General features: G+C 41.6%; 23 protein-coding genes. 14 read left to right on the top strand and 9 right to left on the bottom strand.

Features of this window, described 5'->3' with window-relative positions:
• Window positions 1–152: 152 nt before the first annotated feature.
• The 9 genes from rfbH (at window position 153) to Pmgp_RS04525 (ending at window position 10388) form a co-directional block, all read left to right on the top strand.
• A complete protein-coding gene (rfbH, locus tag Pmgp_RS04565) occupies window positions 153–1625 on the top strand; it encodes a lipopolysaccharide biosynthesis protein RfbH (RefSeq protein WP_243119728.1) in 1473 nt (490 codons plus the stop codon).
• A gap of 102 nt (window positions 1626–1727) precedes the next feature.
• A complete protein-coding gene (locus tag Pmgp_RS20525; protein ID WP_134212788.1) occupies window positions 1728–2330 on the top strand; it encodes a DapH/DapD/GlmU-related protein in 603 nt (200 codons plus the stop codon).
• A 19-nt stretch (window positions 2331–2349) separates the two neighbouring features.
• Window positions 2350–3681 carry a condensation domain-containing protein gene (locus Pmgp_RS04555; protein WP_134212787.1) on the top strand — a complete coding sequence of 444 codons (1332 nt, stop codon included), beginning with the start codon at window positions 2350–2352 and terminating at the stop codon, window positions 3679–3681.
• 72 nt (window positions 3682–3753) lie between these two features.
• Window positions 3754–4299, top strand: coding sequence for a CatB-related O-acetyltransferase (locus Pmgp_RS20520; protein ID WP_134212786.1), 546 nt, complete (start codon window positions 3754–3756; stop codon window positions 4297–4299).
• Between the two features lie 301 nt (window positions 4300–4600).
• On the top strand, window positions 4601–5911 hold the full coding sequence (locus tag Pmgp_RS04545) for a protoporphyrinogen/coproporphyrinogen oxidase (protein WP_134212785.1): 1311 nt from the start codon (window positions 4601–4603) through the stop codon (window positions 5909–5911).
• A gap of 33 nt (window positions 5912–5944) precedes the next feature.
• Window positions 5945–6919, top strand: coding sequence for an NAD-dependent epimerase/dehydratase family protein (locus tag Pmgp_RS04540; protein ID WP_134212784.1), 975 nt, complete (start codon window positions 5945–5947; stop codon window positions 6917–6919).
• A gap of 19 nt (window positions 6920–6938) precedes the next feature.
• Window positions 6939–8717: a thiamine pyrophosphate-binding protein gene (locus Pmgp_RS04535; RefSeq protein WP_134212783.1), complete on the top strand. Its 1779-nt coding sequence runs from the start codon at window positions 6939–6941 to the stop codon at window positions 8715–8717.
• Between the two features lie 227 nt (window positions 8718–8944).
• Window positions 8945–9718: a glycosyltransferase gene (locus Pmgp_RS04530; protein ID WP_134212782.1), complete on the top strand. Its 774-nt coding sequence runs from the start codon at window positions 8945–8947 to the stop codon at window positions 9716–9718.
• A 49-nt stretch (window positions 9719–9767) separates the two neighbouring features.
• Complete coding sequence (locus Pmgp_RS04525) at window positions 9768–10388, top strand: SPASM domain-containing protein (RefSeq protein WP_243119727.1); 621 nt, start codon at window positions 9768–9770, stop codon at window positions 10386–10388.
• A gap of 583 nt (window positions 10389–10971) precedes the next feature.
• On the opposite strand, the gene Pmgp_RS04520 is transcribed toward Pmgp_RS04525, so the two are convergent.
• Together Pmgp_RS04520 and Pmgp_RS04515 are read right to left on the bottom strand one after the other, a co-directional pair.
• Window positions 10972–11646 carry a hypothetical protein gene (locus Pmgp_RS04520; protein ID WP_134212780.1) on the bottom strand — a complete coding sequence of 225 codons (675 nt, stop codon included), beginning with the start codon at window positions 11644–11646 and terminating at the stop codon, window positions 10972–10974.
• A 17-nt stretch (window positions 11647–11663) separates the two neighbouring features.
• Complete coding sequence (locus Pmgp_RS04515; protein ID WP_134212779.1) at window positions 11664–13022, bottom strand: arsenic transporter; 1359 nt, start codon at window positions 13020–13022, stop codon at window positions 11664–11666.
• Between the two features lie 371 nt (window positions 13023–13393).
• On the opposite strand from Pmgp_RS04515, the gene Pmgp_RS04510 reads away from it, so the two are divergent.
• The 3 genes from Pmgp_RS04510 to Pmgp_RS04500 all read left to right on the top strand — a co-directional run bounded on the left by Pmgp_RS04510 (window position 13394) and on the right by Pmgp_RS04500 (window position 16863).
• Window positions 13394–14080 (top strand): SPOCS domain-containing protein, encoded by a 687-nt coding sequence (locus Pmgp_RS04510; RefSeq protein ID WP_134212778.1) that lies wholly within the window; start codon window positions 13394–13396, stop codon window positions 14078–14080.
• Window positions 14081–14369: 289 nt separating this feature from the next.
• A complete protein-coding gene (locus Pmgp_RS04505) occupies window positions 14370–15551 on the top strand; it encodes a type III PLP-dependent enzyme domain-containing protein (RefSeq protein WP_134212777.1) in 1182 nt (393 codons plus the stop codon).
• Window positions 15538–16863: a DUF3326 domain-containing protein gene (locus Pmgp_RS04500; protein WP_134212776.1), complete on the top strand. Its 1326-nt coding sequence runs from the start codon at window positions 15538–15540 to the stop codon at window positions 16861–16863. Before Pmgp_RS04505 ends, Pmgp_RS04500 begins: the two co-directional genes overlap by 14 nt.
• A gap of 155 nt (window positions 16864–17018) precedes the next feature.
• Here Pmgp_RS04500 and Pmgp_RS04495 read toward each other — a convergent pair whose 3' ends face one another.
• Window positions 17019–17426, bottom strand: coding sequence for a hypothetical protein (locus Pmgp_RS04495; protein ID WP_134212775.1), 408 nt, complete (start codon window positions 17424–17426; stop codon window positions 17019–17021).
• Between the two features lie 84 nt (window positions 17427–17510).
• Window positions 17511–18605, bottom strand: a complete 1095-nt coding sequence (locus Pmgp_RS04490; RefSeq protein WP_134212774.1) for a CotH kinase family protein — start codon at window positions 18603–18605, stop codon at window positions 17511–17513.
• A 342-nt stretch (window positions 18606–18947) separates the two neighbouring features.
• On the opposite strand from Pmgp_RS04490, the gene Pmgp_RS20515 reads away from it, so the two are divergent.
• A complete protein-coding gene (locus tag Pmgp_RS20515) occupies window positions 18948–19268 on the top strand; it encodes a hypothetical protein (RefSeq protein ID WP_282432873.1) in 321 nt (106 codons plus the stop codon).
• A gap of 31 nt (window positions 19269–19299) precedes the next feature.
• Here Pmgp_RS20515 and Pmgp_RS04480 read toward each other — a convergent pair whose 3' ends face one another.
• The 3 genes from Pmgp_RS04480 to Pmgp_RS04470 form a co-directional block, all read right to left on the bottom strand.
• On the bottom strand, window positions 19300–19770 hold the full coding sequence (locus tag Pmgp_RS04480; protein ID WP_134212772.1) for a hypothetical protein: 471 nt from the start codon (window positions 19768–19770) through the stop codon (window positions 19300–19302).
• 224 nt (window positions 19771–19994) lie between these two features.
• Window positions 19995–20666 carry a YkgJ family cysteine cluster protein gene (locus Pmgp_RS04475; RefSeq protein WP_192902783.1) on the bottom strand — a complete coding sequence of 224 codons (672 nt, stop codon included), beginning with the start codon at window positions 20664–20666 and terminating at the stop codon, window positions 19995–19997.
• A gap of 200 nt (window positions 20667–20866) precedes the next feature.
• Complete coding sequence (locus tag Pmgp_RS04470) at window positions 20867–21913, bottom strand: hypothetical protein (protein WP_134212770.1); 1047 nt, start codon at window positions 21911–21913, stop codon at window positions 20867–20869.
• Window positions 21914–22239: 326 nt separating this feature from the next.
• On the opposite strand from Pmgp_RS04470, the gene Pmgp_RS04465 reads away from it, so the two are divergent.
• Window positions 22240–23427: an aminotransferase class V-fold PLP-dependent enzyme gene (locus Pmgp_RS04465; protein ID WP_134212769.1), complete on the top strand. Its 1188-nt coding sequence runs from the start codon at window positions 22240–22242 to the stop codon at window positions 23425–23427.
• Here the strand turns inward: Pmgp_RS04465 and Pmgp_RS20805 are convergent.
• Window positions 23424–23663, bottom strand: coding sequence for a cob(I)yrinic acid a,c-diamide adenosyltransferase (locus Pmgp_RS20805; protein ID WP_427910010.1), 240 nt, complete (start codon window positions 23661–23663; stop codon window positions 23424–23426). The genes Pmgp_RS04465 and Pmgp_RS20805 overlap by 4 nt on opposite strands.
• A 219-nt stretch (window positions 23664–23882) precedes the next feature.
• Complete coding sequence (locus Pmgp_RS04455; protein ID WP_134212768.1) at window positions 23883–24848, bottom strand: acyl-CoA dehydratase activase; 966 nt, start codon at window positions 24846–24848, stop codon at window positions 23883–23885.
• Window positions 24849–24852: the final 4 nt, after the last annotated feature.

Below are 24852 nucleotides of genomic sequence, written 5' to 3'. Positions count from 1 at the left end.
TATTTTGTATTGTTATCATTAGGAGGATCAAGATGACATATAAAGCGGGGGATATTTTAATAATTGAGGGTGGATTTGTTCTTGTGGCCTCGTCTAGTGCAGGGGGATATTATGTTTGGCCAATGGTAAAGTCAGATGGCCCAGATAATAGAATGTCTTATGTTCTGGAGGCAGAAGATCTCTTTGTTGAAAAAAGCGTAAATATTCCTTTGGGTATAGATTTAAATTGCCGGCTTAAAATCATAGAGGAGGATATCAAGGGCAAGGCGGGAGAAATTAACCTGCCGTGTCTTGAGAAGCTCTGGAGAAGCGATATTTCCAGTCGGGCTGAGCAGTTTTATAACTTGTTTCACACACCGCCGCCCTTTGAGCCGGGCAAAACATGGGTATCCTGTGCCGGCAAAGTTTACGATGAGAAAGAAATAATAAGTTTAATAAACGCGTCACTCGATTTTTGGCTTACTACTGGCAGATACGCTTCATTCTTTGAAGAAAAATTGGCGAACTTTCTCGGTGCGCGCTACTGTCTGCTAACCAATTCCGGTTCCTCGGCTAATCTTTTAGCGATTTCCAGCCTTACTTCAGCGAAGCTGGGTGAGCGGCGGCTCAGGCCAGGCGACGAAGTGATAACTGTTGCGGCCGGGTTCCCGACCACAGTCGCCCCCATTCTGCAAAACCGTCTGACACCTGTCTTTGTGGATGTTGACCCGGAGACGTACAATGTAGCTGTTGAACAGTTGGAGTCGGCAGTAAGCACTAAAACCAGGGCCATCATCCTGGCCCATACCCTGGGTAATCCATTCAACCTTGATGCAATAACAAAGATAGTAAAGAGATATGGCCTCTGGCTTATTGAGGACAACTGCGATGCTCTTGGCTCGACTTACAGAGGAAGATATACCGGTACCTTCGGGGATCTGGCCACCCTCAGCTTCTATCCAGCGCATCACATTACCATGGGTGAGGGAGGGGCAGTGCTGACCAGCGACCCGCTGTTAAAGAGAATTACCGAGTCTTTCAGGGACTGGGGCAGAGACTGCTGGTGTCCGCCAGGCAAGGACAATACCTGCCGGCGGAGGTTTGCCTGGCGGCTGGGGGAACTTCCCAGCGGTTACGATCATAAATATACCTACTCTCACTTAGGGTACAACTTGAAAATAACTGATATGCAGGCGGCGGTTGGGGTAGCGCAACTGAATAAATTAGCTGATTTTGCCTGCATGCGCAGAAAAAACTTTCAACAACTCTATGCCGGGCTGCAAAAGCATAAAGATGTTTTTATCCTGCCTAAATCCACTGAAAATGCCGACCCGTGCTGGTTCGGCTTTCCGCTGACTGTCCGTGACGGCGCCCCCTTTACGCGGCAGCAGCTAATACAACACCTGGAAGATCACCGCATTCGCACCAGGTTGCTCTTCGCGGGCAATATTCTGAAACAGCCTGCTTTCCAGGATGTTCATTACAGGGTAGCGGGGGAACTAAAAAACACCGACCTGATTATGGAGCGGACATTTTGGATAGGTCTTTATCCAGGGTTGGGCCAAAAAGAGATTGATTATGTGTTGGATGCATTTGACTGGTTTATGCGAATGAAATTGGCTCGTTGTTCAAATAACAATCGGTAAAAAAAATATTGACAAATAGAGAAACCGGCCGGCTGGTACGGATTTTCACTGCTGGACAGGGATTGTACGTATAAGTGATAAATATGGAAAGAAGGTGGAGCAATGGGGGTTACCATAGGAGAGCATTCGGTAGCAACGCCATTTCATTTTATGATCTTCAGCCCTGACGATGTTATACAGGTGGGTAAGTATTGCGGTTTGTCAATTGGTGCAAAAATATTGGGTGGTGGTGAACATTTCTTAAACAATGTAGCCGCTTTTCCAGTATTCTCAATTCAGAACTTTATAGAAAACGCCAAGGGTATATTTACAAACGGGCCGGCTGCTATTGAAAATTTATTAGCTGGATTGATGGAAAACTACAAGACTGAAGTATATACAAAAGGATCAACCATTATTGGCAACGATGTTTTGATTATGTACAATGCTTTAATATTATCAGGTGTGAGAATTGGAGATGGAGCCATTGTCGGAGCTGGAGCGGTAGTCACTAAAGATGTACCTCCTTATGCCATTGTAGCGGGAAATCCAGCTAGGATTATAAAGTACAGGTTTTCGGAAGAACAAATAAAAGCCTTACTCAGAATCCGATGGTGGGACTGGAGTGATGAAGAGATTAAAGAATTCAAAGAGTATTTCTCCGGGGATATTGAAACCTTTATTTTAAAAGCCTTCGAAAAGATGGAAGAAGAGGGTAGGCTTTAAGCGAAGGATGCAGTAAAACATGAATACTAGGAATGAAAAAACAAAAGTGAAGAAGAATCCTGATATATTGCCAGCAGCCGTTTCGGACTGGATCAATTATGCCGCTCGCCACGGTACTTCAAACTGTCAAATTCATGCCGTTCTGGAATTTCAGGGACATCTGGACGCTGCCAAGCTGGCTGAAGCGGTAAGAATGTCTGTTGATATTGAGCCAATTCTTGGCTGCCGTTTTGTTGAAGAGCAGATTCGCCCCTATTGGCAGCGCCTTGTGGATATAGACGATATCAAGTTGTGTTCGCTGGAAGAAACCCGGGATAACGAAAAAACACTGCGCAGGTTTATGTCGCAATCTTTTGACGAGAAACACGACACACAGGTTCTGGTAAAAATAATTCGCTCCGGTGAAAATGACACCATATGCGTTAAAATGGATCACGCTTGTTGCGACGGAGGCGGGATTAAAGAATACTTAAAACTATTATCCGCAATCTACACCAATCTTGCTAATGGCGTTAGGTTTGAAGCGAAACCAAGTAGTCCTGGGAAGAGGGACCAAAGTTGTCTTTTCAGGGATATGGGAATATTCAACCTCAAAAGGGCCTGGAACCCACAACTGGCTGAACAGAAGCCGACATGGGCCTTTCCATATCTTTTGTGTCAACCTGCTGAACCTCAGTTTTCTATTCGCAAGCTCTTCAGCCGGCATGTACACGCTATTTCCACTTACGCGAAAAAAAAGTGCGCCACAATTAATGATATACTCCTGACCGCATTTTTCAGGGCACTGTTTGAAATGGTAAAGCCTTATCCAGGTGTACCCATGGAATTACTTTTAACAGTTGATTTACGCAGGTACCTGCCGGGAGGCAAGCCAGACGCAATGTGTAATTTATCTGGAGTTGCCAGCGTGCGCACTGCCAGAGTTTATATGGAATCCTTTGAAGCTACCTTATTAAGAGTAGTGTCGCAGATGAAAACCGTTAAAAATAACCATCCCGGCATTTACAGCGCTATCTTCTTTGAGTTTTTAGCCGGTTTGAGCTACCGGGAAGTTCTCCAAATCATTGAGGTTGGCAGACTGCAGTCTATTATTAGCGGAAAATGTTCCCCCGCACTATCCAACGTTGGGTTAATCAGCCGGTCTCCACTTCAATTCGGTGATATAGCAGTAAGGGATGCTTACCTGTTTTCACCAGCTTTTTATGCTCCGGGGTTCATGCTGGTAACCGGAACATACAATAATATTTTGACTTTGACGGTTAGTTATTATGAGCCTAATATTAACAGGGTGGATGTTGAGCAACTGCTTTCCCTTGTATCTGCCGAACTTATCGCCTGCTGCGATACCTAAGGAAAAAGTTAAGACAGTTTAAATAAATAACCTTATGTTATATCAAAAATCCATCAAAGAAGGAGTGAAACAATGGCAATTATTATTGTTGGGAAACACAGTGTGGCGTTGCCTCCCAATCCTTTTCATACTGCTTTCCTACCTGACGAAATAGTATTGGTTGGGAAGTTCACTGGTATATCAGCAGATGTTAAGATATTTGCCGGTTTAGAACATTATGCAAAAAATGTAGCCGGTTACCCACTTAAGATTTTATATTTTCATAGATTTCAAGAGATCAATAAGGAAATATATTCAAAAGGTCCAACCATTATTGGTAACGATGTATTAATCATGTATAATGCAGTAGTATTATCAGGTGTAACAATCGGAGACGGCGCCTTTATAGGGGCCGGCGCGGTAGTTACAAAAGATGTGCCACCCTACGCCATAGTTGGGGGCAATCCTGCCAGAATCATCAAATACAGGTTTTCGGAGGATCAAATTAAAGCCTTGCTTAGAATCAGGTGGTGGGACTGGAGTGATGAGGAAATAAGGGAATTTGAAGAATATTTTTATGATATTAACACCTTTATTTTAAAGGGACTTGAAAAAATGGAAATAGAGGGAAGGTTATAAAGCCCTGCTCAATACATAGCAGGGCCTCTTTTTGTCCCAAGAGTAAAGCTGTTGAATTTTCCCAAAAATAACGCGATGGCATACCCCAACATCTCACCAAGAGATGCACCGATACCGATTTAAATTCCTGCTACATTGGTGGTTTTGTCCTGATACCACAAATCAGGGTTGGTAACATTATGTAATAAGTATCCATATAATACTTGAAGAGAATATCTTTAAGAATGACACATCTATTTCCGAGATCCTTGTGACAAATGATTAAGATGTGAGTTTTAATAATTTTAAAAGGAGTAGTAAGATGGTTTGCAACGGGTTAGAAGCTGTTGTGACGTTAGGGGCAGGTCCAGCAGGGTTAAGTTTTTCCAGTCATTATGACCACAAGACGGATATCTACGAAAAAGAAGCGTCATGGGGTGGTCGCTGCCGTTCCCATATGATTGACGGCTTTATCTTCGATGAAGGGCCGCATTCATCTTTTACCAAAGACGCCTATGTAAAAAAACTTTTAGCCGAAAGTATAGGAGGCCGGTTCAATGAAATCTACCCCAAGATTTTAAATAGGTACAGTCCTTGCTGGCTCCGTCATCCGCTCCAGACCAATTTAAAGGGTCTGCCGGTGGACCTTGTGGTTGAATGTATCCTGGACTTTGTAAAGGTGGAGCGGGCAGGGTCAGGCTCTCCGAAAAACTACGGGCAGTGGCTGATTGACGGGTTCGGGGAGAAGTTTGCCAGGACTTTTCCTTATGCCTATACCAGGAAATATTGGACGGTGGAGCCTGAACAAATGACTACGGAATGGATAGAACAGCGGATTTACCGACCAAACCTGGGGGAGGTGCTCAAGGGGGCGCTATCCGAAGAGCTCTGCAATATGCACTATATATCAAGCGTCCGCTATCCAGAAGCTGGAGGCTTTCAATCTTTTTTAAGTAGCTTGCAGGAAGGAGCCAAAGTAAATTACGGTTTTGAAATGGCTGAAATTGATGTGAAAAAGAAGAGAATAACCTTTAAAAATGGCTTTAAACGCTACTACCACGCGCTGGTGTCTTCTATACCGCTTCCTAAACTGGTGTGCTGCATTAGGGATTGTCCAACGGAAATCGAGGAAGCAGCTTCCCAACTGGACTGTACGTCAGTTATCCTGGTCAACCTGGGTGTTAAGAGGGAGAACCTAGCCAACTGCCACTGGTTTTATATTTATAATGAAAATATTCTTCCCTGCAGAGTGCATTTTCCCAGTGAGTATTCCGTTAACAATGCACCGCCCGGATTTACCAGCATACAGGCCGAAGTTTATTATTCCCGTTACAGGTCTTTGGGCATGTCACAGGAAAATGTCCTTGAAAAAACAATCGAAGACTTGATAACTATCGGAGTTATAGATAAAGACGACAAGATTACCTTAGTTGACAGTAAGGACATAAAGCACGCCCAGGTGCTCTACCACAGGCGGCACGCCGAAAGCAGGCGCACCGTGTTGGACTATCTGGAAAACCTTAATATATACTGTATTGGACGGTACGGAGAATGGGCTTATCTTTGGAGCGACCAGTCCATCTTAAGTGGAAAGCGTTTAGCGGAAAGACTGGCAAAGAACAGCCCGAAGTGATTTAAGTTGAGCGAAAAAAGAGGATATGTAAGGATGAGAGTTTTAATTACAGGCGCCACCGGTTTTGTCGGTTCTTGTCTAACACGCCGGTTAGTTGAAATAAATAAGGCGGCAAGGGGACATACCTTCTTCGAAGGAATGTCACCTATTGACATCCATATCTTTACCCGCAGCACATCGAATAAGTGGCGTATAGCAGACCTATTGGGACGAGTGACAGAACATGAAGTGGATTTGCGGGATGCCTTGATTGTGGAAAGGGCAGTGGCTCAGATTGGTCCGACAATAATATGTCATCTTGCGACTTACGGGGGATTTGCCTCTCAGAAAGATACATCCGTCATTATCGAATCCAACCTTTTGGGTACTGTCAATCTATTAAGGGCCTGTGAAAAAATTGGATTCGATTGTTTTATCAATACAGGTAGTTCCTCAGAATATGGGGTGAAATCAGAGCCAATGAGTGAGAGAGACACTCTTGAGCCGGTGGGAGATTATGGCGTTTCAAAAGCTGCGACTACTCTCTTTTGTCAATCCATGGCCCTTGAAAGAGGTTTGCCGATTATTACACTGCGACTTTTTTCCCCGTACGGTCCCTGGGATGACCCTCACAGGCTCATACCCTATGTAATAAAATCATTTCTCAGAGGGCAGTCTCCGGAACTTTCGACACCAAAATCAGTCCGGGATTTTATTAATATCGACGATGTGATGAATGCTTTCTTAAAAGTAATAAGTACTCCCACATCCGGAGGGAAGATCTACAATATTGGTTCTGGAGTACAGTATTCTATCGGCGAAGTGGTATCGATGATCAATGATATTATTGGAAATATTTCAGAGCCAGGGTGGGGTAAAGTAAATAGTCAAAAGCCCGAGCCGGCATCATGGGTAGCTAATATTAATAAAGCGAAAACAGAACTGGGGTGGTTTCCTACCACATCTCTTTGGACAGGGCTTAACAAAACGGTGCAATGGATCAAAGAAAATCTGGATCTATATCCATGACAAGGAGTCGTTTTTTATTATGAAGCTTTCTGATTATATTATTGATTTCCTGGTTACGGAAGGTGTGTGTCATGTCTTTGAGCTAATTGGCGGTGCAATAACGCATCTTCTTGATTCTATTTATAACAGGAATGATATGCATTGTGTATCGGTACATCATGAACAGTCGGCGGCTTTTGCCGCTGAGGCTTACGCCCGTATAAACGGGAACATTGGGGTAGCGATGGCCACAAGTGGTCCCGGCGCGCTAAATCTGTTAACTGGAATTGGAAGTTGTTATTTTGACTCAGTCCCATGTTTGTTTGTCACCGGCCAGGTGAACACGTACGAGTACAAATATGAGAAGGCCGTACGTCAACTGGGGTTTCAAGAGACCGATATTGTAAGCGTTGTAAAACCTCTTACCAAATATGCTGCGTTAGTAACTGATGCAGAGACAATTAAATACCACCTGGAAAAAGCAGTATATCTCGCGAGGAATGGCAGACCGGGCCCGGTGCTCCTTGATATTCCCATGAATATTCAGCGCGCGCAGATTGATCCTGGAAAGCTAATAGGGTATTGGGACAGCGATGAGTATATAAGAACACAAGAAACTGATTCATATAACACCAGGGACATGGAAGAAGTAATAAGTCTCATGGAGAGAGCAAAAAGACCTGTGATACTTGCAGGTGGGGGGGTAAGGACAGCTAAGGCAACTGATGAGTTTAGTTTGCTGATAGAAAAGACCGGAATACCCGTGGTAACATCGTTAATGGGACTAGACGTAGTATCACACGACAATCCTGCCTTTTTTGGAATGATTGGGGCGTATGGAAACCGTTACAGCAATCTCTCCCTGGCCAATTGCGACTTTTTGCTGATATTGGGCTCCAGGCTGGATACCCGGCAGACAGGTACAAGACCGGAAACGTTTGCCCGTGCCGCGAAAAAGGTCCATGTGGACATAGACCCGGTGGAGCTGAATGAAAAGGTAAAGGTGGATATCGCCTTAAAGGGTGATGTAAGGGAATTTCTGTCCAAAATCAACTTAATGCTTGATGGGTATATAAAGCCTGATTTATCAACCTGGTACGAAATCATTAAGGGGTACAGGGGAAAATACCCTTCTCAAAATCGATCGACCAAGGCTGAAAAAATAAACCCAAATCGCTTTACGGAACTTCTCTCTTTATATTGCGCAGAAGGAGATATCATCTGCCTCGATGTAGGGCAGCACCAGATGTGGGCCGCGCAGTCCTTCCATATCAAAAAAAATCAAAGGATGATTATTTCAGGCGGTATGGGCGCCATGGGGTTCGCGCTCCCGGCGGCGTTGGGTGCGGCCAAGGCGTCCCCGGGCAGGAAGGTTATCGTCATAAACGGAGATGGCGGTATACAAGTTAACATACAGGAACTTGATACCATCGTGCACCATAACCTCCCCGTTAAGATATTTGCAATGAACAACAGGTGTCTGGGTATGGTAAGGCAGTTTCAGGATATGTTTTTCGGCGGCCGGAGGCAGTCCACTGTTAAAGGCTATAGTTGCCCCGATCTCGGGAAGGTAGCTACGGCTTACGGGATTCCATCCTATATTATTTCCTCCTTGGCAAGCGCACCGGATGTTATTGAAACGGCTCTGAAAACAGAGGGGCCCGCCTTTGTCGACGTAAGGTTAGAACAGACTACTTGTGTCGATCCTAAACTTGTTGTAAACAGACCCATTGAGGATATGTCACCTCTTCTGGAAAAGACCGAATTGGAGAAGATCATGCTCATCGATTTGGTGGAGGAGATGGAAGTGCCGGGCTAATTGATAAAACTTTGAATTGAAAAAGTAATAGGGTCTTTCCCTTTTATATCCGGTTATGCAGGTTATGGTATCAACTGGATGCATGGTGCCAAATATCTTTAATTATTTCCGGTTCATAGGCTTTATTAAATTACAATAAATGTATTACTCACGGGAACTAATAAAATGGCATAAAATGAGAATAACGGAACATGAAATATATTGGCCTTTGGGCAGGAGGGAAATAAATGATTCCATATCTTGTAAGCATTCTCTTACCTGTTTACAACCAAAAACATACTCTTCAGGAGGCTGTTGATAGCGTTCTTAAGCAGAGATACCCCTTTATTGAACTGATTGTTATTAATGATGGCTCTACCGATGAACCCCAAGAAATCATAAACACATATGATGATACCAGAATAAAATATTACTCCCGGGAGCATAAAGGTTTGCCGCGGACTCTAAACTACGGATTAAGCATAGCTCGCGGGGAATATATTACATGGACCTCAGCAGACAATATTATGCTGCCTGACATGATTTCTGATCTTTTAGCGATCCTGCAGATATATCCCACGTATGTCGCCGCCTTTGCCGGTTATTACCATATCGACGCCAACGGTAAAATTATTGGTCCGAATCTCAAGGCACCTTTTGTTAATGACCCTCGCCTGTTCATTGACAATATTATGCGTGATTTCCTTGTGGCTCATCATTGTAATTTTGGCGCCGCTTTTCTTTACAGGGCTCAGGTCTGCCGCCGTGTTGGCGGCTTCGATCCGGAATGCGAGGGAATTGAAGATGTAGATTACTCTCTTCGTATTGCCAGCCTTGGTCCCGTATTTTGGCTACCCAAACTGCTTTATAAGTACCGTCTGCATGAAGATTCTATGACCGGACGGGAAAAGAACAGAGAAATATCTTACCAGCAGGGACGGGACCGATTCTGGCAAAAAGTTAGGAAGAATGATTATGGTTTAAAAAAAGAGGTGGTTAGTGGTGGCTATTTACCAGATTGAACTAACCAATCATTGTAATTCTACTTGCTCATGGTGCGGGAACAGCAATATGAAACGCACACGCGGTTTCATGAACTGGGAAACCTTTAAACACACAGTATATTACCTCAAATGGGAGCCTCCACCCGGAGGGGTTGTTGGTCTGCACCATTTCGGTGAAAGCCTTCTGCATCCCCAACTGCCGGATTTCCTCGAATATTTAAAACACAATAACATCAATTGGCGGCTAAGTACCAATGGTCGCTTACTAAAACAATCAGAAATCAGGAAAATGCTTTTAAAATACACAGGACTGCTGGTTATAAGTATAGAAAATGGAGCCGACCTGGAAGATGTTAACACACTTATTTTGGAAAAAGAGCAACAGGCCTCGCAGTTACAAATTCTTGTGCAAACTTTCGGCGATACAGATCTCCATCGCCTTGTCCCCGGCAAATATGAAATATTCCGTGTAGATAGGCATTCGTGGGCTAAAAGTGGACATGGCGATTATACTAGATGTTGCTTCCTGCTTGAAGATTGGGTGTGTGTGCTTTGGGACGGCACTATCGTTTCCTGCTGTATGGACATGGAGGGAGAGGCTAAGTTGGGACACATAACCGGTCTGCGAAATCGTAATTATCCCTGGCGCTCTTGCCGCACCTGCGAAGTAGTTTTGAAGTGCAGATAACATGAGTCTAACGTTAAAGACATGTGATCTTATCATGGACAGGGCGGCTGAAGAAGGTAAACTCATTAGATATCATCAACAACCTAAACCACCTTTTCCCGCCAGGGGGAGAAGGTGGCTGATTTTTGATAACAACCCATGGGTTGTTATCTCTTATAGTTGTCCTTTATCCCTCTTTGTTTGGTTAAGATAATACTCATTAAGAAAGCCCGGATGTATCCCAGGCGGTATATTAAAGAAAGATAATTTTTTATGCGGATACACTAGCACATTTAAACGATCTGACCTATGACCCAGTGATACTGTAAATAACATTATGGCTAAAATGTGGATGAGGACTACCTTTTAAGTGGTCGTTCCTCTAACACAGGGGACAGAAAAGCTCGTGGTTGTATACACCATAACTGTTAGCATCAGGGTCTTATGCTAATTCGTTACTGCCATCTTGATAACCAATTTTAAGTTTTATGCAACGCTAGTGATGCGGATAAAGAAATAATCTAACAAGGTCACTATATTTTTTAATTTAATAAGGTATTTATAACTTATTACTGTTAATTTTTTTGATGTATCTGATATCATGTTAAATGTGAAACATTTTAATGTGATTTATGTTTAACAAGTGTGTTTCTTCATTTGCAATTATCAGCTCAATAAATTCACTACTTACACTAACAACTAATCCTACTTTACTTGGGCCAGTGTCCGCATCAATTACAATTATATTTCCTATCATCTTGTCTAATTGCTGCTCAAAAGTTGGGGCTGCTATAGCATTTAAAGTGGACTGAACATGCAAATCTTTTCTATCCTTTGAATAGTAAGTCTGATTGCGATTTGATAAAGCTAACCACTTTATATGGCTAATATTAATAGCTATTGTTTTATAGACAGTGGAGTTAAAAAGAAGATAGTCGCTCAATATATTAGTAATGTAACCATACACCGGATGATTTCCTGTTACATAAAGTTCAAGTAAAATGTCTTTTGCTTTTTCAATAATTTTTCTAAAAGAAAGCAAACCTGTATCACTACTAATAGGTTTGTTTTTAAAATTCCATTCATTTTCTGGATTCTCTTGAGAACTAAGCCCAAGATGCTTGAGATGGGTTAAAGGAATATAATAATAATAGTACTTTCTGTTGTCAAAAATAACTATTATATCTGGGCCATAGTCAACCAGTACCCCCTCGTGATGCCGTCCTCCTACGACTTCGATGTTTATAACTTTACCAACATACTGTTGAATTTTGGACAAAAAATATCCCTCCCTTTTTAGGATATTAATAATACCCATGAATAAAGACTAATTAAACTTGTAAGTAAGCCAACTGGTATAATTAATATTGTAACGCTAATATACTGACTCCATGTAACAGGAATCTTATTCTTTTTAAGAATATACATCCATATTAAAGTTGCAAGAGTACCTGTCGGCAATATAAGTGAACCTATATCACTTCCAATAATGTTAGCTAGATAACAAACTTGCAAATATAATTGTTCAAGACCCATTTGAGTAATAGTAATGGTTCCAAGCATAACAGATGGAAGGTTGTTAAATAAATTTGACATAATTGTCAATAGTGTTCCCATAATTAATATGGCGTTATATAGGTTAGCGTTAACGGGTGTTTTTATAGATTCAATAATCAAGGAAGTTATATTGGTGTTATGAAGGCCGTAGACTACAATATAAATGCTATATGCAAATATTAATATATGCCATGGTGTTTTTTGAATTACATCAAGAATCCCTTTGCCTTGACTAATCCATCTTATCATAATTAATATCAATGCACCTAAAACGGCAACCGGCTCAATAGGAAAACCAAAATGTGACAATACAAAAAAACACCCTCTCACTATTATAATAATAGTTATATAAACTTTAAACATATTCCAATTAATTGATTCTAATTCATTTACTCCGTTAGACAGTGGATGTTTTGATTTGCTAGTGTTATCGTACAGAAACATATAGGTCCTGGAAAAAGACGTGATACGTTTTGGAATATATTGTCTAAAGTGGATAAATAGTAGTATACTTGTAATGAAAAGCCCCATCATGGATGGAACAAACATTAATTTTGCGTAGGTAACAAGGTCTAAGTTAACAATTTTGAGAGCAATTAAATTCGCTAAATTACTTACACCTATCGGTGCACTGGCAGCAGTTGCAATTAAGGCACCACTGCATAAATATGGGAATTGTTGATGTGGCTTTAATTTTAGAATTCTAACGATTTCTATGATAATTGGTGTAGTTATTAATATACTGCCATCATTATTAAAAAACATAGTCATTAAAAAACATAATAGAATAACATTCCAGTAGAGAAGTATCCCTGATCCTTTAGATCTTCCTACTAAGTTAAAAGCAGTCCAACGGAAAAAACCAACACTTTCCAACACTATTGACATTACTATAGTTGAAATTATAGTAATTGATGCTCCCATAACAGTGCCTTCAATATTGATAATATCTGTTAGATTAACTATTCCTAAAGAATAGATAAACAGTGCTCCAATAGTTGTAGGAATATACTCGTTTAGTCCTCTCGGTCGCCATAATAAGAACAATACTGTAGCAAGAAAAATCGTCAACGCAATCGTTGATTCGGTAGTAAGCATTCGATTTGACCTCTCTGTTGTAATGTTTCAGGTATTTCAATATGAGAATTTATTTCATTTTCGTAACTAGATATTGTCGCTGGTTTAATGAAGCTATGCAAAACTATACCAGCTATTAAAATAACTGTTAAAATGATTGACAATATTAAAATTGTAAGAACCCCCTTTCCAATCCCTTTGCTGATATAATATACATTTAAATACCAGTGGTTACATTTTATAACAATAGCATATAATGCTATTGTAGGAAAATTATGTTATTTCAATTAAATGGAAAAGATTGTGACATCATACCATGATGCAAAATATAATATAGCAGTTCCAGATAAGCTAAATAATAGCTCTATCGGTAATAATAAGGAGGTTATAAAATGGTAAACTCTAGGCTATTTGAGCAATGTCAAGTAGTTGGTGAGGGAAGAACACAGTTGCTTTGTGAAACTTTTTTGAATGTTAAGCCGCCTATGTCAAAGATAATCGGTGAATCATATGATGTTCAGATTGCTGACTATACTGTATTCAACGACAGGGTGCTAGTTAAAGGAATCGTAGAAAAAACATTTTATTACAAGCATCCCCACATTGGCAAATCAGAGGAAGATTCCCAAAAAGAGGCAACTGACAAGTCTAACGTCCAAATTGTTAACAAGCAAAATTCCAAAGAAGAAAAGAAGAAAGATTGCGAATCAACTGAGAAGCAAAAGAAAACAAATAAATTTAAGTGCCTGGATGGATGGTGCAAACATATTGAGTCTTACAACGGGATTGTACACTTTTACCAGCAAAAGTTGGAATTTGCAGGCACCGTAGAAATTCCAGGCATAATGCCAGGAGATTCTTGCCAAGTTGATTTGGCAGAGGTAAAAGATTATGATGCTTTTGTAGCTACAGAAACAGAGAATAATGGCTTGATTAATGCAGGCAGACAAATGTTTGTAATAGATATTGCTCTTATAGCAACAAGAAGTGAAAAAAAATCTTCTACTGTAAAAAAGGAAGATATTACCAAGATTATATTGGTTGATAATTTCGAAGAAAAACCAATAAAATGTGAATAAGTCTACTTATTAAATGCTGAATAAACACTCAGCAATATCTAATAAATTGGAATACAAGCACAGCGACTCTTATAAATATATTAAATCGCTGTGCTTTTTACTAATGACTTAGAGCTATCTGCACTGGTTATAGATCAATAGTTTTAGGTACCGGGTACCCGGTACCATTTTTGTTTCCACAGGATATGGAATTATTATATCATTGTGGTAACCATTCCCATCTCTTCTTAATAGAATACTATATATATTAAAGAGACATGGACTGATAATAACTAAGGAGGTTGATAACTTGTCCCATAACTCTTCAAAAATACAACAGGTATGCGGTAGTAATTCAATATCTACTCCAGCATTTATTTATGATGAAAATGAAATTCAGAGAAAACTGAGTAATATACGAAAAATCCAAAACTGTAACATTTTATATCCATTAAAACCATGTGCGTTTATTGATATATTGCGTTTAATGGCACCATTAATTAGTGGTTTTTCCGTAAGTTCTCTTTTCGAAGCGATGCTTGCAAATGAGGTGATAAAAAATCATAACGTAATTCATATAACTACACCTGGTTTGTGTCCTGATGAAATAGAAAATGTTTCTGAACTTTGTGACTACATCAGTTTCAATTCTATATCACAGTGGAAGTTATATCATAACAGACTAAGGTCTGGCATCAAACAGGGGTTAAGAATAAACCCGCAGTTATCTTTCGTTGAGGATGACAGGTATAACCCTTGCCGAATTCACTCAAAACTTGGGGTTCCTCTTACTGAAATGGTACATGAGCTTAATGATATTAATTTCATTAAAAAAATAAGTGGTTTTCTTTTTCATAATAATTGCGAATCGACTGACTTTAATGATCTATTAGAAACAGTAAATCATATTGATAAATATTTGCCTAAAGCTTTAAAAAAAATTAGCTGGATTAATTTTGGTGGAGGGTATTTATTTGACGAATCCGAAAATATAGGAGCTTTAGCTGAAACTATCTCATGTTTAAAAAGTAAATATGAGTTGGATATTTATTTTGAACCTGGCAGGGGAATTATCGGAGACGCAGGGTATATAGTATCATCTGTTATTGATTTATTTAAAAGTGATCATCGCAATATAGCCATACTTGACACTACGGTGAATCACATGCCGGAAGTTTTTGAATACCAGTACAAAACTGACATTATTGGAGATGCATGCAACGGGAAATACAAGTATATATTGGCAGGGGCTTCATGCTTGGCCGGGGATATATTTGGCGAATATAGATTCGATCAACCATTAATAATTGGAGCAAGGATTATTTTTAAAGGCGTGGGTGCTTATACATTGGTTAAAGCAAGTATGTTTAATGGTATTAATCTGCCTTCTATATATGCATATACATTAACAAACAAATTAGTGCTTAGACGGAGATTTACTTATGATGACTTTTTATCAAGGTATGAGGTGAAGAATAATGTTATTGAATGAAAGAAATTTTGTAATTCCACTGATTAATAACCATAGTAATTTGTTAAAATATTTATCTGAGATGGTCTTAAAAGAACTGGATTCGGAAGAAATCCCTGTCCGGTTTGTAATTACTAACATTGACAACCAAGGCTACCACTGTGAATTGGGAGTACTTAACAGTGAAAAAAAATTGGTATCTCCTCCTAAGAACTCAATTTTTGATTACAATATTAGAAGTTATGAGAATACCGATCAATTTAACACCGTGTTACTCATACCTACAGGAATTGGGGCTGAGATAGGTGGTCATTCCGGTGATGGAGGCGCAGTAGCCAGGCTTTTAGCTGCTTCTTCCGATAGTTTGATAACGCATCCTAATGTAGTTAATGCTTCAGATATTAATGAAATGCCGGAAAATGCCCTATACGTCGAAGGCAGTGTAATAACTCGCTTATTGATGGGAACTGCCAGCATCCAAAAAGTTTATTCTAATCGTGTGATGCTGGTAATAGATGAACACGAAGAGAGTTATTTTCATGAGGCAGCAGTAAATTCCGCATCAGCCGCAAGAGCAGCTTTAGGGCTTAATTGCCCGCTTGTTGTAAGAATGGGCAAAAAAATTCTGATGCAATCATTATATTCAAGTTCAGGAAGAGCGGTTGGTCAAATTAAGTATCTTGAATACCTCTGTGAAATATTGGAGAAGTATCGCTCTCAATATGATGCTGTTGCCATATCTACGATTATAGATGTGCCTCCCGATTTTTGTAATGATTATTTTCTGGACGACATTAATATAGTTAACCCTTGGGGCGGGGTTGAGGCGATGCTCACTCATGCTATCTCCATGCTATTTGATATCCCTTCAGCTCACTCACCTATGATGACTTCCATGGAATATGAACTTGATCTCGGAGTAGTCGATCCTAGAAAATCAGCAGAACTCATTTCCATCACTAACCTTCACTGTGTTTTGAAAGGATTACATAGAAGCCCGAGAATTATTAATTCTTTAATATACGGACATTCCGGGATACTGACCGCAGCAGATATATCTTGCCTGGTTATACCATACGGGTGCGTTGGCCTGCCAACCCTTGCCGCCCTGGAACAAGGCATACCTGTTATTGCTGTAAAAGAAAACAAAAACTTGATGCAAAATAAGCTGGAGGAACTGCCTTTTACATCTGGTAAACTTTTTATAGTGGAGAACTATCTTGAGGTTGTTGGACTGATGAACGCCTTAAAAGCAGGCGTGGCTCCAGAGTCGGTGAGGCGTCCACTTGCCTATACCACCGTTAAAGCCCAAGGTGATCTAAAGACCGACTAATACGTATTGTAATTATAGATATTGACTTTAATCCGTTTTTGATCCGTGTGATAAAAAATTAAGTTGTCAAAATAATGACACTGAAAAATACCCTGTTGTGAAATGGACCAGGAAGGGAAGTAGTAGTTCTATGAATTAATAAATTATTGAAGTGGTTATGGTTTAACGCTGGTTACGCCTTTGAGATAATTGAGTAATTCTGTGGACCCTCTATAAAAACCATGAATAATTTCATCTCCTCTAACTACTGCGGCCATAAAACGATGATTTCCATCATATATCCAGGGAATTAATGAACCATCAGATATTATATGGCTTTTAATGCCAATAGGAAGTATTTTCTCCGGATGATTTACAAAATATATAATTCTTCCAATGTGCCACACCTTTGTTTTTAAGTCCTTTAATCGTTCTATTGTACGATCTGGGAAGCGCTCGTATACTTCAACTACCCCTTTTTGTATACCAAGTTTAACGTCATCTAATGATACTTCTATACCATACCAGTTAAAGGGGAATTTAGAATATTCAAGTATTCTTTCTACTTTAAGTATTTCAGGCATTTCTTATCCTCCTTGTCTTTAAAGCAGCAGAGCGCTAACCCTTTACTCATTGGACAAAAGAATGGGAAAACAGTTTTTTCAAATTTATTCTAAGTCTGATAAGTGCTCCCTCAAGTAGCTGTTCCGCTCAGCAATAAAACGAATAATAAATTCTGGTTCTGAATCAAAAATAACCATGTCTTTCTGTTTATAGGGATCAAGTAATATGTAAGGACGAAGCATCTTATAAAGAGATGTGATAATAGGTTTGAGAAAATCTACAGTAAAAAGAGATTCGAGAACTTTCTCCAGCAATCCCCGGTAAAAATTTCTAAATTGCGGCACATCGAGTATACGGGCCGTTAGTGTGTTATATCCCTGGATTGGGACATCACTATTCTCCATAATATTTCCGTGACAATTGCGCCCCCAGGTTCCATCATAGTCCCATGGGATAATTTCAAACAAACCGGTAGCGGAATTTCTATACAAAGCATAATTCTGGATAAAACCGTCGTAGTTTTGCGTGCAGACCACACCTGCCAGCCATCGCAAATATTTTTCTATATGTACATGCTTAACAATCTCTTTCGCGAATTCTGAGCGTGGGACTGTATTAATCTTATAAATTAATTGAAAAAGATATTGATCATCTTGTGCATCACCAAACTTCCTCATATATCCAGACAAAAGAGACTCTTTTACATCATCATTATCGGGTGAGAGTAAGGAATAATTGGCATCGTCATTATGTGCGTAAAAAATAGCCCCAGCCGGCAGCCCCCTCTTCTTTAAAAAAAGGTCATCCACTGACTCCAACTGCAGGTAAACACCCATAATAGCCCCGTTTATTCTTAACAAGACATATTTTGATTCCGGGCTTAATATGCCTAGACTTACGAAGAAGTCAAGGGCTAGTTTATTACGAAGTAAAGAAGGATCCAGATATTCCGCATTTAAATGAATTTCCCTTGCACCCATAAAAAAACTAGGTTTTGAAAATATTACATGGTAGGATTTTTTTACTAATTCGCGGGTAAGGGCCCCTCGATAGGCAATTTGAATGTTATATGAAGATTTGCTTACTCTTAGCTTTGCGGGTACATGCTCATTATTCCATATATCACTTCGAAGTTGCCGGAGGTCACGTGGATTAATATATAAGGAATATTCTGGGAGGTCATTTTTACTGGCACTCATAACAGGGTACCCTCTTTCTAAGAACTATCAATTATATGTTATAGAGGTACTAAATGGGATGTTACCTATAAGTGAATACTTCTTGATATTTTTTTCTAATTACCTAAATGTACCTGTGCTACCTGCATTATCCGTTGCCGCATTTTAGGAATAAAATATTTTTCATATATTAGCACGGCTCCTAAAATAATCCATATTATGAATTGAACCTTGAAATTTTTATATTTAAAGGAGTGGTGGTAATGCGCGATATGAATAGGGAAGAGCTGAGAGAATTGCTCCAAAAAGTAAGTCCGGAATTAAAAGAAATGTTTATGAAGAGTAACCCTCAGAACAAAAGTTGTGACAGTAGAGACCCTGGTTCCAAGGGTTCTAAGGGTTCTAGGGATTCCAAAGGCTCCAGGGGCTCCAGAGGTTCCAAGGGCTCCAGAGGTTCCAAGGGCTCCAGAGGTTCCAAAGGCTCCAGAGGTTCCAAGGGCTCCAAGGGCTCTAGAGGTTATAGGGATCACAGGGGTTCTAATGTTTCTCCGGGTCATAAGGGTTCCAAAAGATCTAAGGGTTCCAAAGGAAGTAAAAGAAACAAATAAAGAGTTAGTTTCACAAATGTTATTAACCCCTCTACTATTGACAGGCAGAGGGGTTCTTTACTGCACTAAAACTTAATACTTGGGATGTTAAATGGTCGCTGGAGAGTTTAAAAGAAAGGGAAAAGGAATATATCGTCAAAAACTACTTGGGCGTCACCTTTCGGAACACCGGCGATGCTAACAGTTACCGTGACACCGAAAGGAGCCCCGAAGGGGAGGGGGCTGCTGTATCCCTCATAATATGCCCATTCATTTTCTTCCTCCTCTGGATTAGAAGCCGCCGGGATAGAAATGGTTAGGACGGGGATACCAAAATTAGTTACGGTGGCGGTTATGTCCGTTGAAAATCCCGCGTCTCTTCTCAAAAAAAATGAGAGCCTTAATGAAGATCCCGGTAAAATAGGGAAGAAGACGATCTGGCTGATTGATGCGCCGGTTGTGTCTGAATCCAACTCTACCGATTTAGTTCCGGTGTGGGCGGCGTCAGGCGGCGCGGTTAAAACGTTTACAATACCCGTAGATGTCCAGGGTGCGAGCAATCCCGTTTCAAACCCCGGATTTACTAAAAGTTGTGGCATTGAAATCATCCTTTCTTGTTTTCATGAATAAATTTTTAACCGAAAAGGTTTCCCACCTGTAAAATGGCTTTTATCCCAACCCCCCTACTTCCCAAGAAGGAAAGCCTAAATATGGTATTAATTGCCACTATTACTATATAGTAACATTACTTAATTTAGTGCATGTCCGGAAAATTATTTTTAAGTTTTACCGCTGCTGGTAAAGGAACACAGGACGAAGCCGTTTACCCCTTAACATAGATCTGCCTCCATAATTCGGGCGGCAATAAATCCTTTAATAGAACCTGGCGGTAATTTTTTTTGCCCGAAAAAGCGTTGGGCTTTGGTCTTGGCTGGCACCCTTCGTGAAAAGCGGTAGTAACTCCCTTTTCCGCATCCTGGGTTAACCACTTGCTTACCAGGTCATGTTTCGCCATTCTAACGATACAATTTCTTACCTTGTCCGCCCGCCTGGTACATGGGCAGCCGGTGTAAAGCCGGCACACCAGAGGCCTGGCAGGGTGGATGGAGCACAGCCGGCTCTCCCGGTCCTGAAAAACACACAGTCCATCCTCTCCCTTGCGCAGCGTGAAGTCCACCCACCGCCAACCAGGCTGGATATAACCTCCCCTTTCCAGAAATTGCTGCAGGGTTTCCTGGTTGACTCTCAGGTGTTCCCGCAGGTTCAATATATCTATCCGGGTAAGCGAGACCGTATCAACGCAGCAAGCGCCGCAACCCGCGCAAACCGGCAAGGCGTTTTTTCTGTAGCAGCTAAACAATGACTGTTCAATGGCACGGTTTAGTGCATTCAGGTAATCCTGTACGGTAGCCTGGTTATCCGTAATTACTAGGTCATAGCCATGCTTTTCCCCAAACTGATATCGTACCACCCTTACCGTTTCTGATTGTGTCAAACAGATAACCTCCTCTAATACTATATAATGCCTAATATGGTAATTAAGTGCATGACTATTCAATTTAATTTTGGACGAATTATAAAAAAAGCCCTTCTTAGGTTCGAAGAAGGGTTTAGCTTACTTGAACATCCCGGTCTTTTCAATTCACGTTTTGCCATGGATCTCGCTTCTAGCAGATTTTCGATAGAGTGGGAGCCTTAATCTTCTTTCTTTATCACGGTACTTGCCTCTGGTGTTATGTTAAAAGGGGCACCTTGAAAAAGCAGGTTTACAAAGGGTGAGCCAGGGTACAACAAGCTTAATAACGGTATCGGCAGGTTTGCAAGGAGCGAACCAGGAAACGCTGGATATTCCTGGTGTGCCGGGGAAGCCGGAGCTGGCGGCAACAAGTTAAAAGGCAAGTCTGAAAAGAACGTATTCACAGGAGGTGTTCCTGGAGCTACCGGATTCAAGAAAGATGATTCTAGAAATGCCTGATTGGCAGATGGCGCTACCGGAAATAGTGGGTTGGGGGGGGATGCCCCAGGAAATGGCAAGTTCGGGAAAGGTAATCCCGGAAGCACTGGATTTACAAAAGGCGGGACGGGAATAAGGGGGTTTTGATTCTGCGCAGCGGATACCGGAATTGGTGACGGAGGCGCAAACGGAAAACCCGGGAGTGCCGAAATTCCCTGCGGTAACGGAGATACTGGAGATGTAAACGGTATATTGGGAAACATCGGAATTCCAGGCTGCACTGGGAAAGCTGCCGTAGACGGCGGTGCAGGCATTACTTCAGATAACAACTCCAGGTCGTCAATAAGTAAGCCGCTGGTCCCATCTGCAGGCGGTTCCAGGCGCACGACCACTTGTGCCGCAATAGTGCCAGGAGGCACCACAGCGAATCCGTTATAACGTTTCCACACGTTTTCGTTAATGTCACGGCCCCTGCCTTTAATGACTATACCAGGTGAAATGACTGTGCCGATAAAGTTGATAAAATTAACTTCAACTCTAAAATTTGATGCATTTACTACATTTTTGCTGAGATATTTTCTGGCATAAAATGAAAATACCACCTGAGATCCAGGGGAAATGAAAAAAACCACTTGCGACATCTCGGCAATATCTGTTGTAGTTGCCAGCAGCAGCGCAGACTTCTCACCACTACAAGCAAAATCACTATTTGTTGTGATTGATCCTTGGATGATGTAGCCGTTAAGATCATTTTCAAATCCATTATTTTGCAGAAGCTGATTGGCCATAAGATCACCTCTTTTTTTTCTTCCATTTTCTAGCCTATTCAATTAGGTATTATTGGTTACAAATATAGATGGTTAACATACTCAAAGCATTACTTGGAAAAAGTAACCTTTTATTTGGAAAAGAATATTTTGTAATAAGCATAATTGGTAAAAGATATATTATGACAGATGAAAAACTAAAGAAATAATTAAGGGTTGACTCAGTACAACCTAAAGTCTTATTTTTCCTTGCGAAGTCATGAACTAATTAGGTAACAGCCCTGGCATAAAATAAATCAAATCAAACAAAATATAAGTTACTTGCGGCTAAAGAAGGGGGAGGGACTTTGATTTATTTTGACAGTGCAGCCACAACCTGGCCAAAACCCGCTGTTGTATGGCAGGCCATGGAAAGTTGCATCAGAAACGCCGGGGCCAACCCAGGCAGGTCAGGACACCAGATGGCTTTAATGGCGGGCAGGCTGGTTGATGAGGCGCGGGAACTGCTTGCCACTCTTTTCAACATAACCAACCCGGACCGGATTGTATTTACTGTAAATGCCACTGAGGCTCTAAACCTGGCGATCAAGGGACTGCTCAAGCCAGGTGATCATGTTGTCACCAGTTCTATGGAGCATAATTCAGTGACTCGTCCCTTGTATGTCCTGCAGGGTAAGGGAATTGAGGTAAGCAAGGTTTCCTGCGCCAGGGACGGCACTATTAAAATAGAGGACATTGAAAAAGCAATCAGGCCTAATACCAAGGCCATAGTGATTACACACGCCTCAAATGTAACCGGGACATTAATGCCGATAGCGGAAATAGGGCAGCTCGCCAGGAAAAAGGGCCTTCGCTTTGTTGTTGACGCCGCCCAAACAGCAGGGGTATTTAATATTAATGTGCCTTTTATGAAAATAGACCTGCTTGCTTTTCCTGGGCACAAAGGTCTTTATGGCCCCACAGGCACAGGAGGCCTGTACATAGCGGAAGGCTTGGAACTAACCCCGTTAAAAGAAGGTGGCACCGGCAGCATGTCCGATGTCCCGGGCCAGCCGGACATAATGCCTGAGCGTTATGAAAGCGGTACGTTAAATGCTGTTGGGATAGCTGGCCTGGCGGCAGGGCTGAAGTTTATTAGGAGTGAAGGTGCGGAGAAGATAAGACAGCATGAAATGGAGTTAACTCAACGTTTTCTTAAAGGCGCTGAAAAAATAAAGGGGCTGAGTATTTACGGTCCTGAGCAGATTTATGCACGGGCGCCGGTGGTTTCATTCAGCCTGGCAGGAAAAGCAACCGGCAAGGTTGGCACAGTCCTGGATAAACAATACAACATAGCCTGCCGCGCGGGGCTTCATTGCGCGCCGGACGCTCACCGGACACTGGGCACATTTGATCAGAAACTGGTACGGTTTAGTTTTTCTTATTTTAATAAAACAGAAGAAGTAGATTACGCTTTGCGTTCTTTAAATGAAATATCGGCTGTACCACCGGAAAAGTTCAACAAAAGCGAAAAAAACGGGTCCTGTGGTTGTTAATTTATTAGATTTCCTTTATAGCCATGACCAATGGCGCGCAGGGCCAGGCCAAGCGCCGCCGTGGTCTTGCCTTTGCCGCTGCCGGGGTACACGTGCACTAAACCTTCTTTTACGCCATGATCATTTTTTATAGAACTTCGCCCGTTTAGGGCGATAAGTGTCTTTACAAACAGACGTTCCCATGGTATAATATTCCTGTGCTCTTTGATAATCAGTATGGGTTTGCAGCAGGTCAAATGGGCTGCTGCGTAAAACTGATTCCCAAAAGAGACTGGTGCTTTCAAGTAAGCACGTATCTACGTAGCCGCATGGTGAAGTAGTAGATGCCCATGGACCGGGCCAGGGCCAAGGCCCTGTAGCTCACGAGAGAGCGTAAGACCTTGCTTTGGCAGGGCAGCTTTCGTTGAAATGAGAAACCTTCGTGGAGAAGCCTTCGGGCTTGTCCCGGAGGAGGTTCACTTGTTTTCTCCTGTTATATCCCATTTGGAACAACGTGAGCCCCAGCGGCCGATAACTTTTTCTCCCTCAAAAATCTCTACCACTTCACAGACATTGGAACAGCCGTCGCATTCAAAACTACCGGTCCGGTAAGGCAGATTGGTGATCTGGAAGCCTTTAAAGCTGGTTTCACCTTTTCTGGACACTTCTTCACAGGCTATCTGAGCAGCACCAATGGCGCCCATGACATTAAAATATTTTGGTATTATTATAGGAAATCCCAATGCTTTTTCAAAAGCTGCTTTAATGCCGACGTTAGCCGCTACACCTCCCTGAAAGGCGATCGGAGGAAGTATTTCTTTACCTTTTCCCACATTGTTAAGGTAATTCCTCACCAGAGCCTCACAGAGACCGTTAATGATGTCCGGGATCTGGTGTCCCATTTGCTGTTTATGGATCATGTCCGACTCCGCAAATACCGTGCAGCGTCCCGCAATCCTCACCTGGGAAGTTGACTTGAGCGCCAATTCGCCGAACTGGGATATGGGTATATTCAGACGTGATGCCTGCTGGTCGAGAAAAGAACCTGTGCCGGCGGCGCATACGGTATTCATGGCGAAGTCCGTGACAATCCCGTGCCGCATGATAATGATCTTGGAGTCCTGGCCGCCTATTTCAAAAACTGTCTGGACGTCGGGAATCACCATTGAGGCAGCCACGGCATGGGCTGTTATTTCATTCTTGATCACATCAGCTCCAACCATTATCCCTGCCAGATAACGCCCGCTGCCCGTGCTCCCCACGCCTGCTATTTTCACATCTGGCGGAATCGACTCCGCAGTCTGTTTCAAACCTTCCTGGATAACCTCAATAGGCCTTCCTTTGGTGCGAAGGTAAAGGCCGGTTATGACTTCTCCGGCCTCGTTGAGGACCACAATATTGATACTAACCGAGCCAACGTCAATTCCTAAATAAGCCTTCATGTCC

The sequence above is a fragment of the Pelotomaculum propionicicum genome, assembly GCF_004369225.1.
Lineage (GTDB): Bacteria > Bacillota > Desulfotomaculia > Desulfotomaculales > Pelotomaculaceae > Pelotomaculum_B > Pelotomaculum_B propionicicum.
The sequence above is the reverse complement of the archived record's forward strand: the minus strand, read 5'-3'. Positions and strand labels throughout refer to the sequence as shown.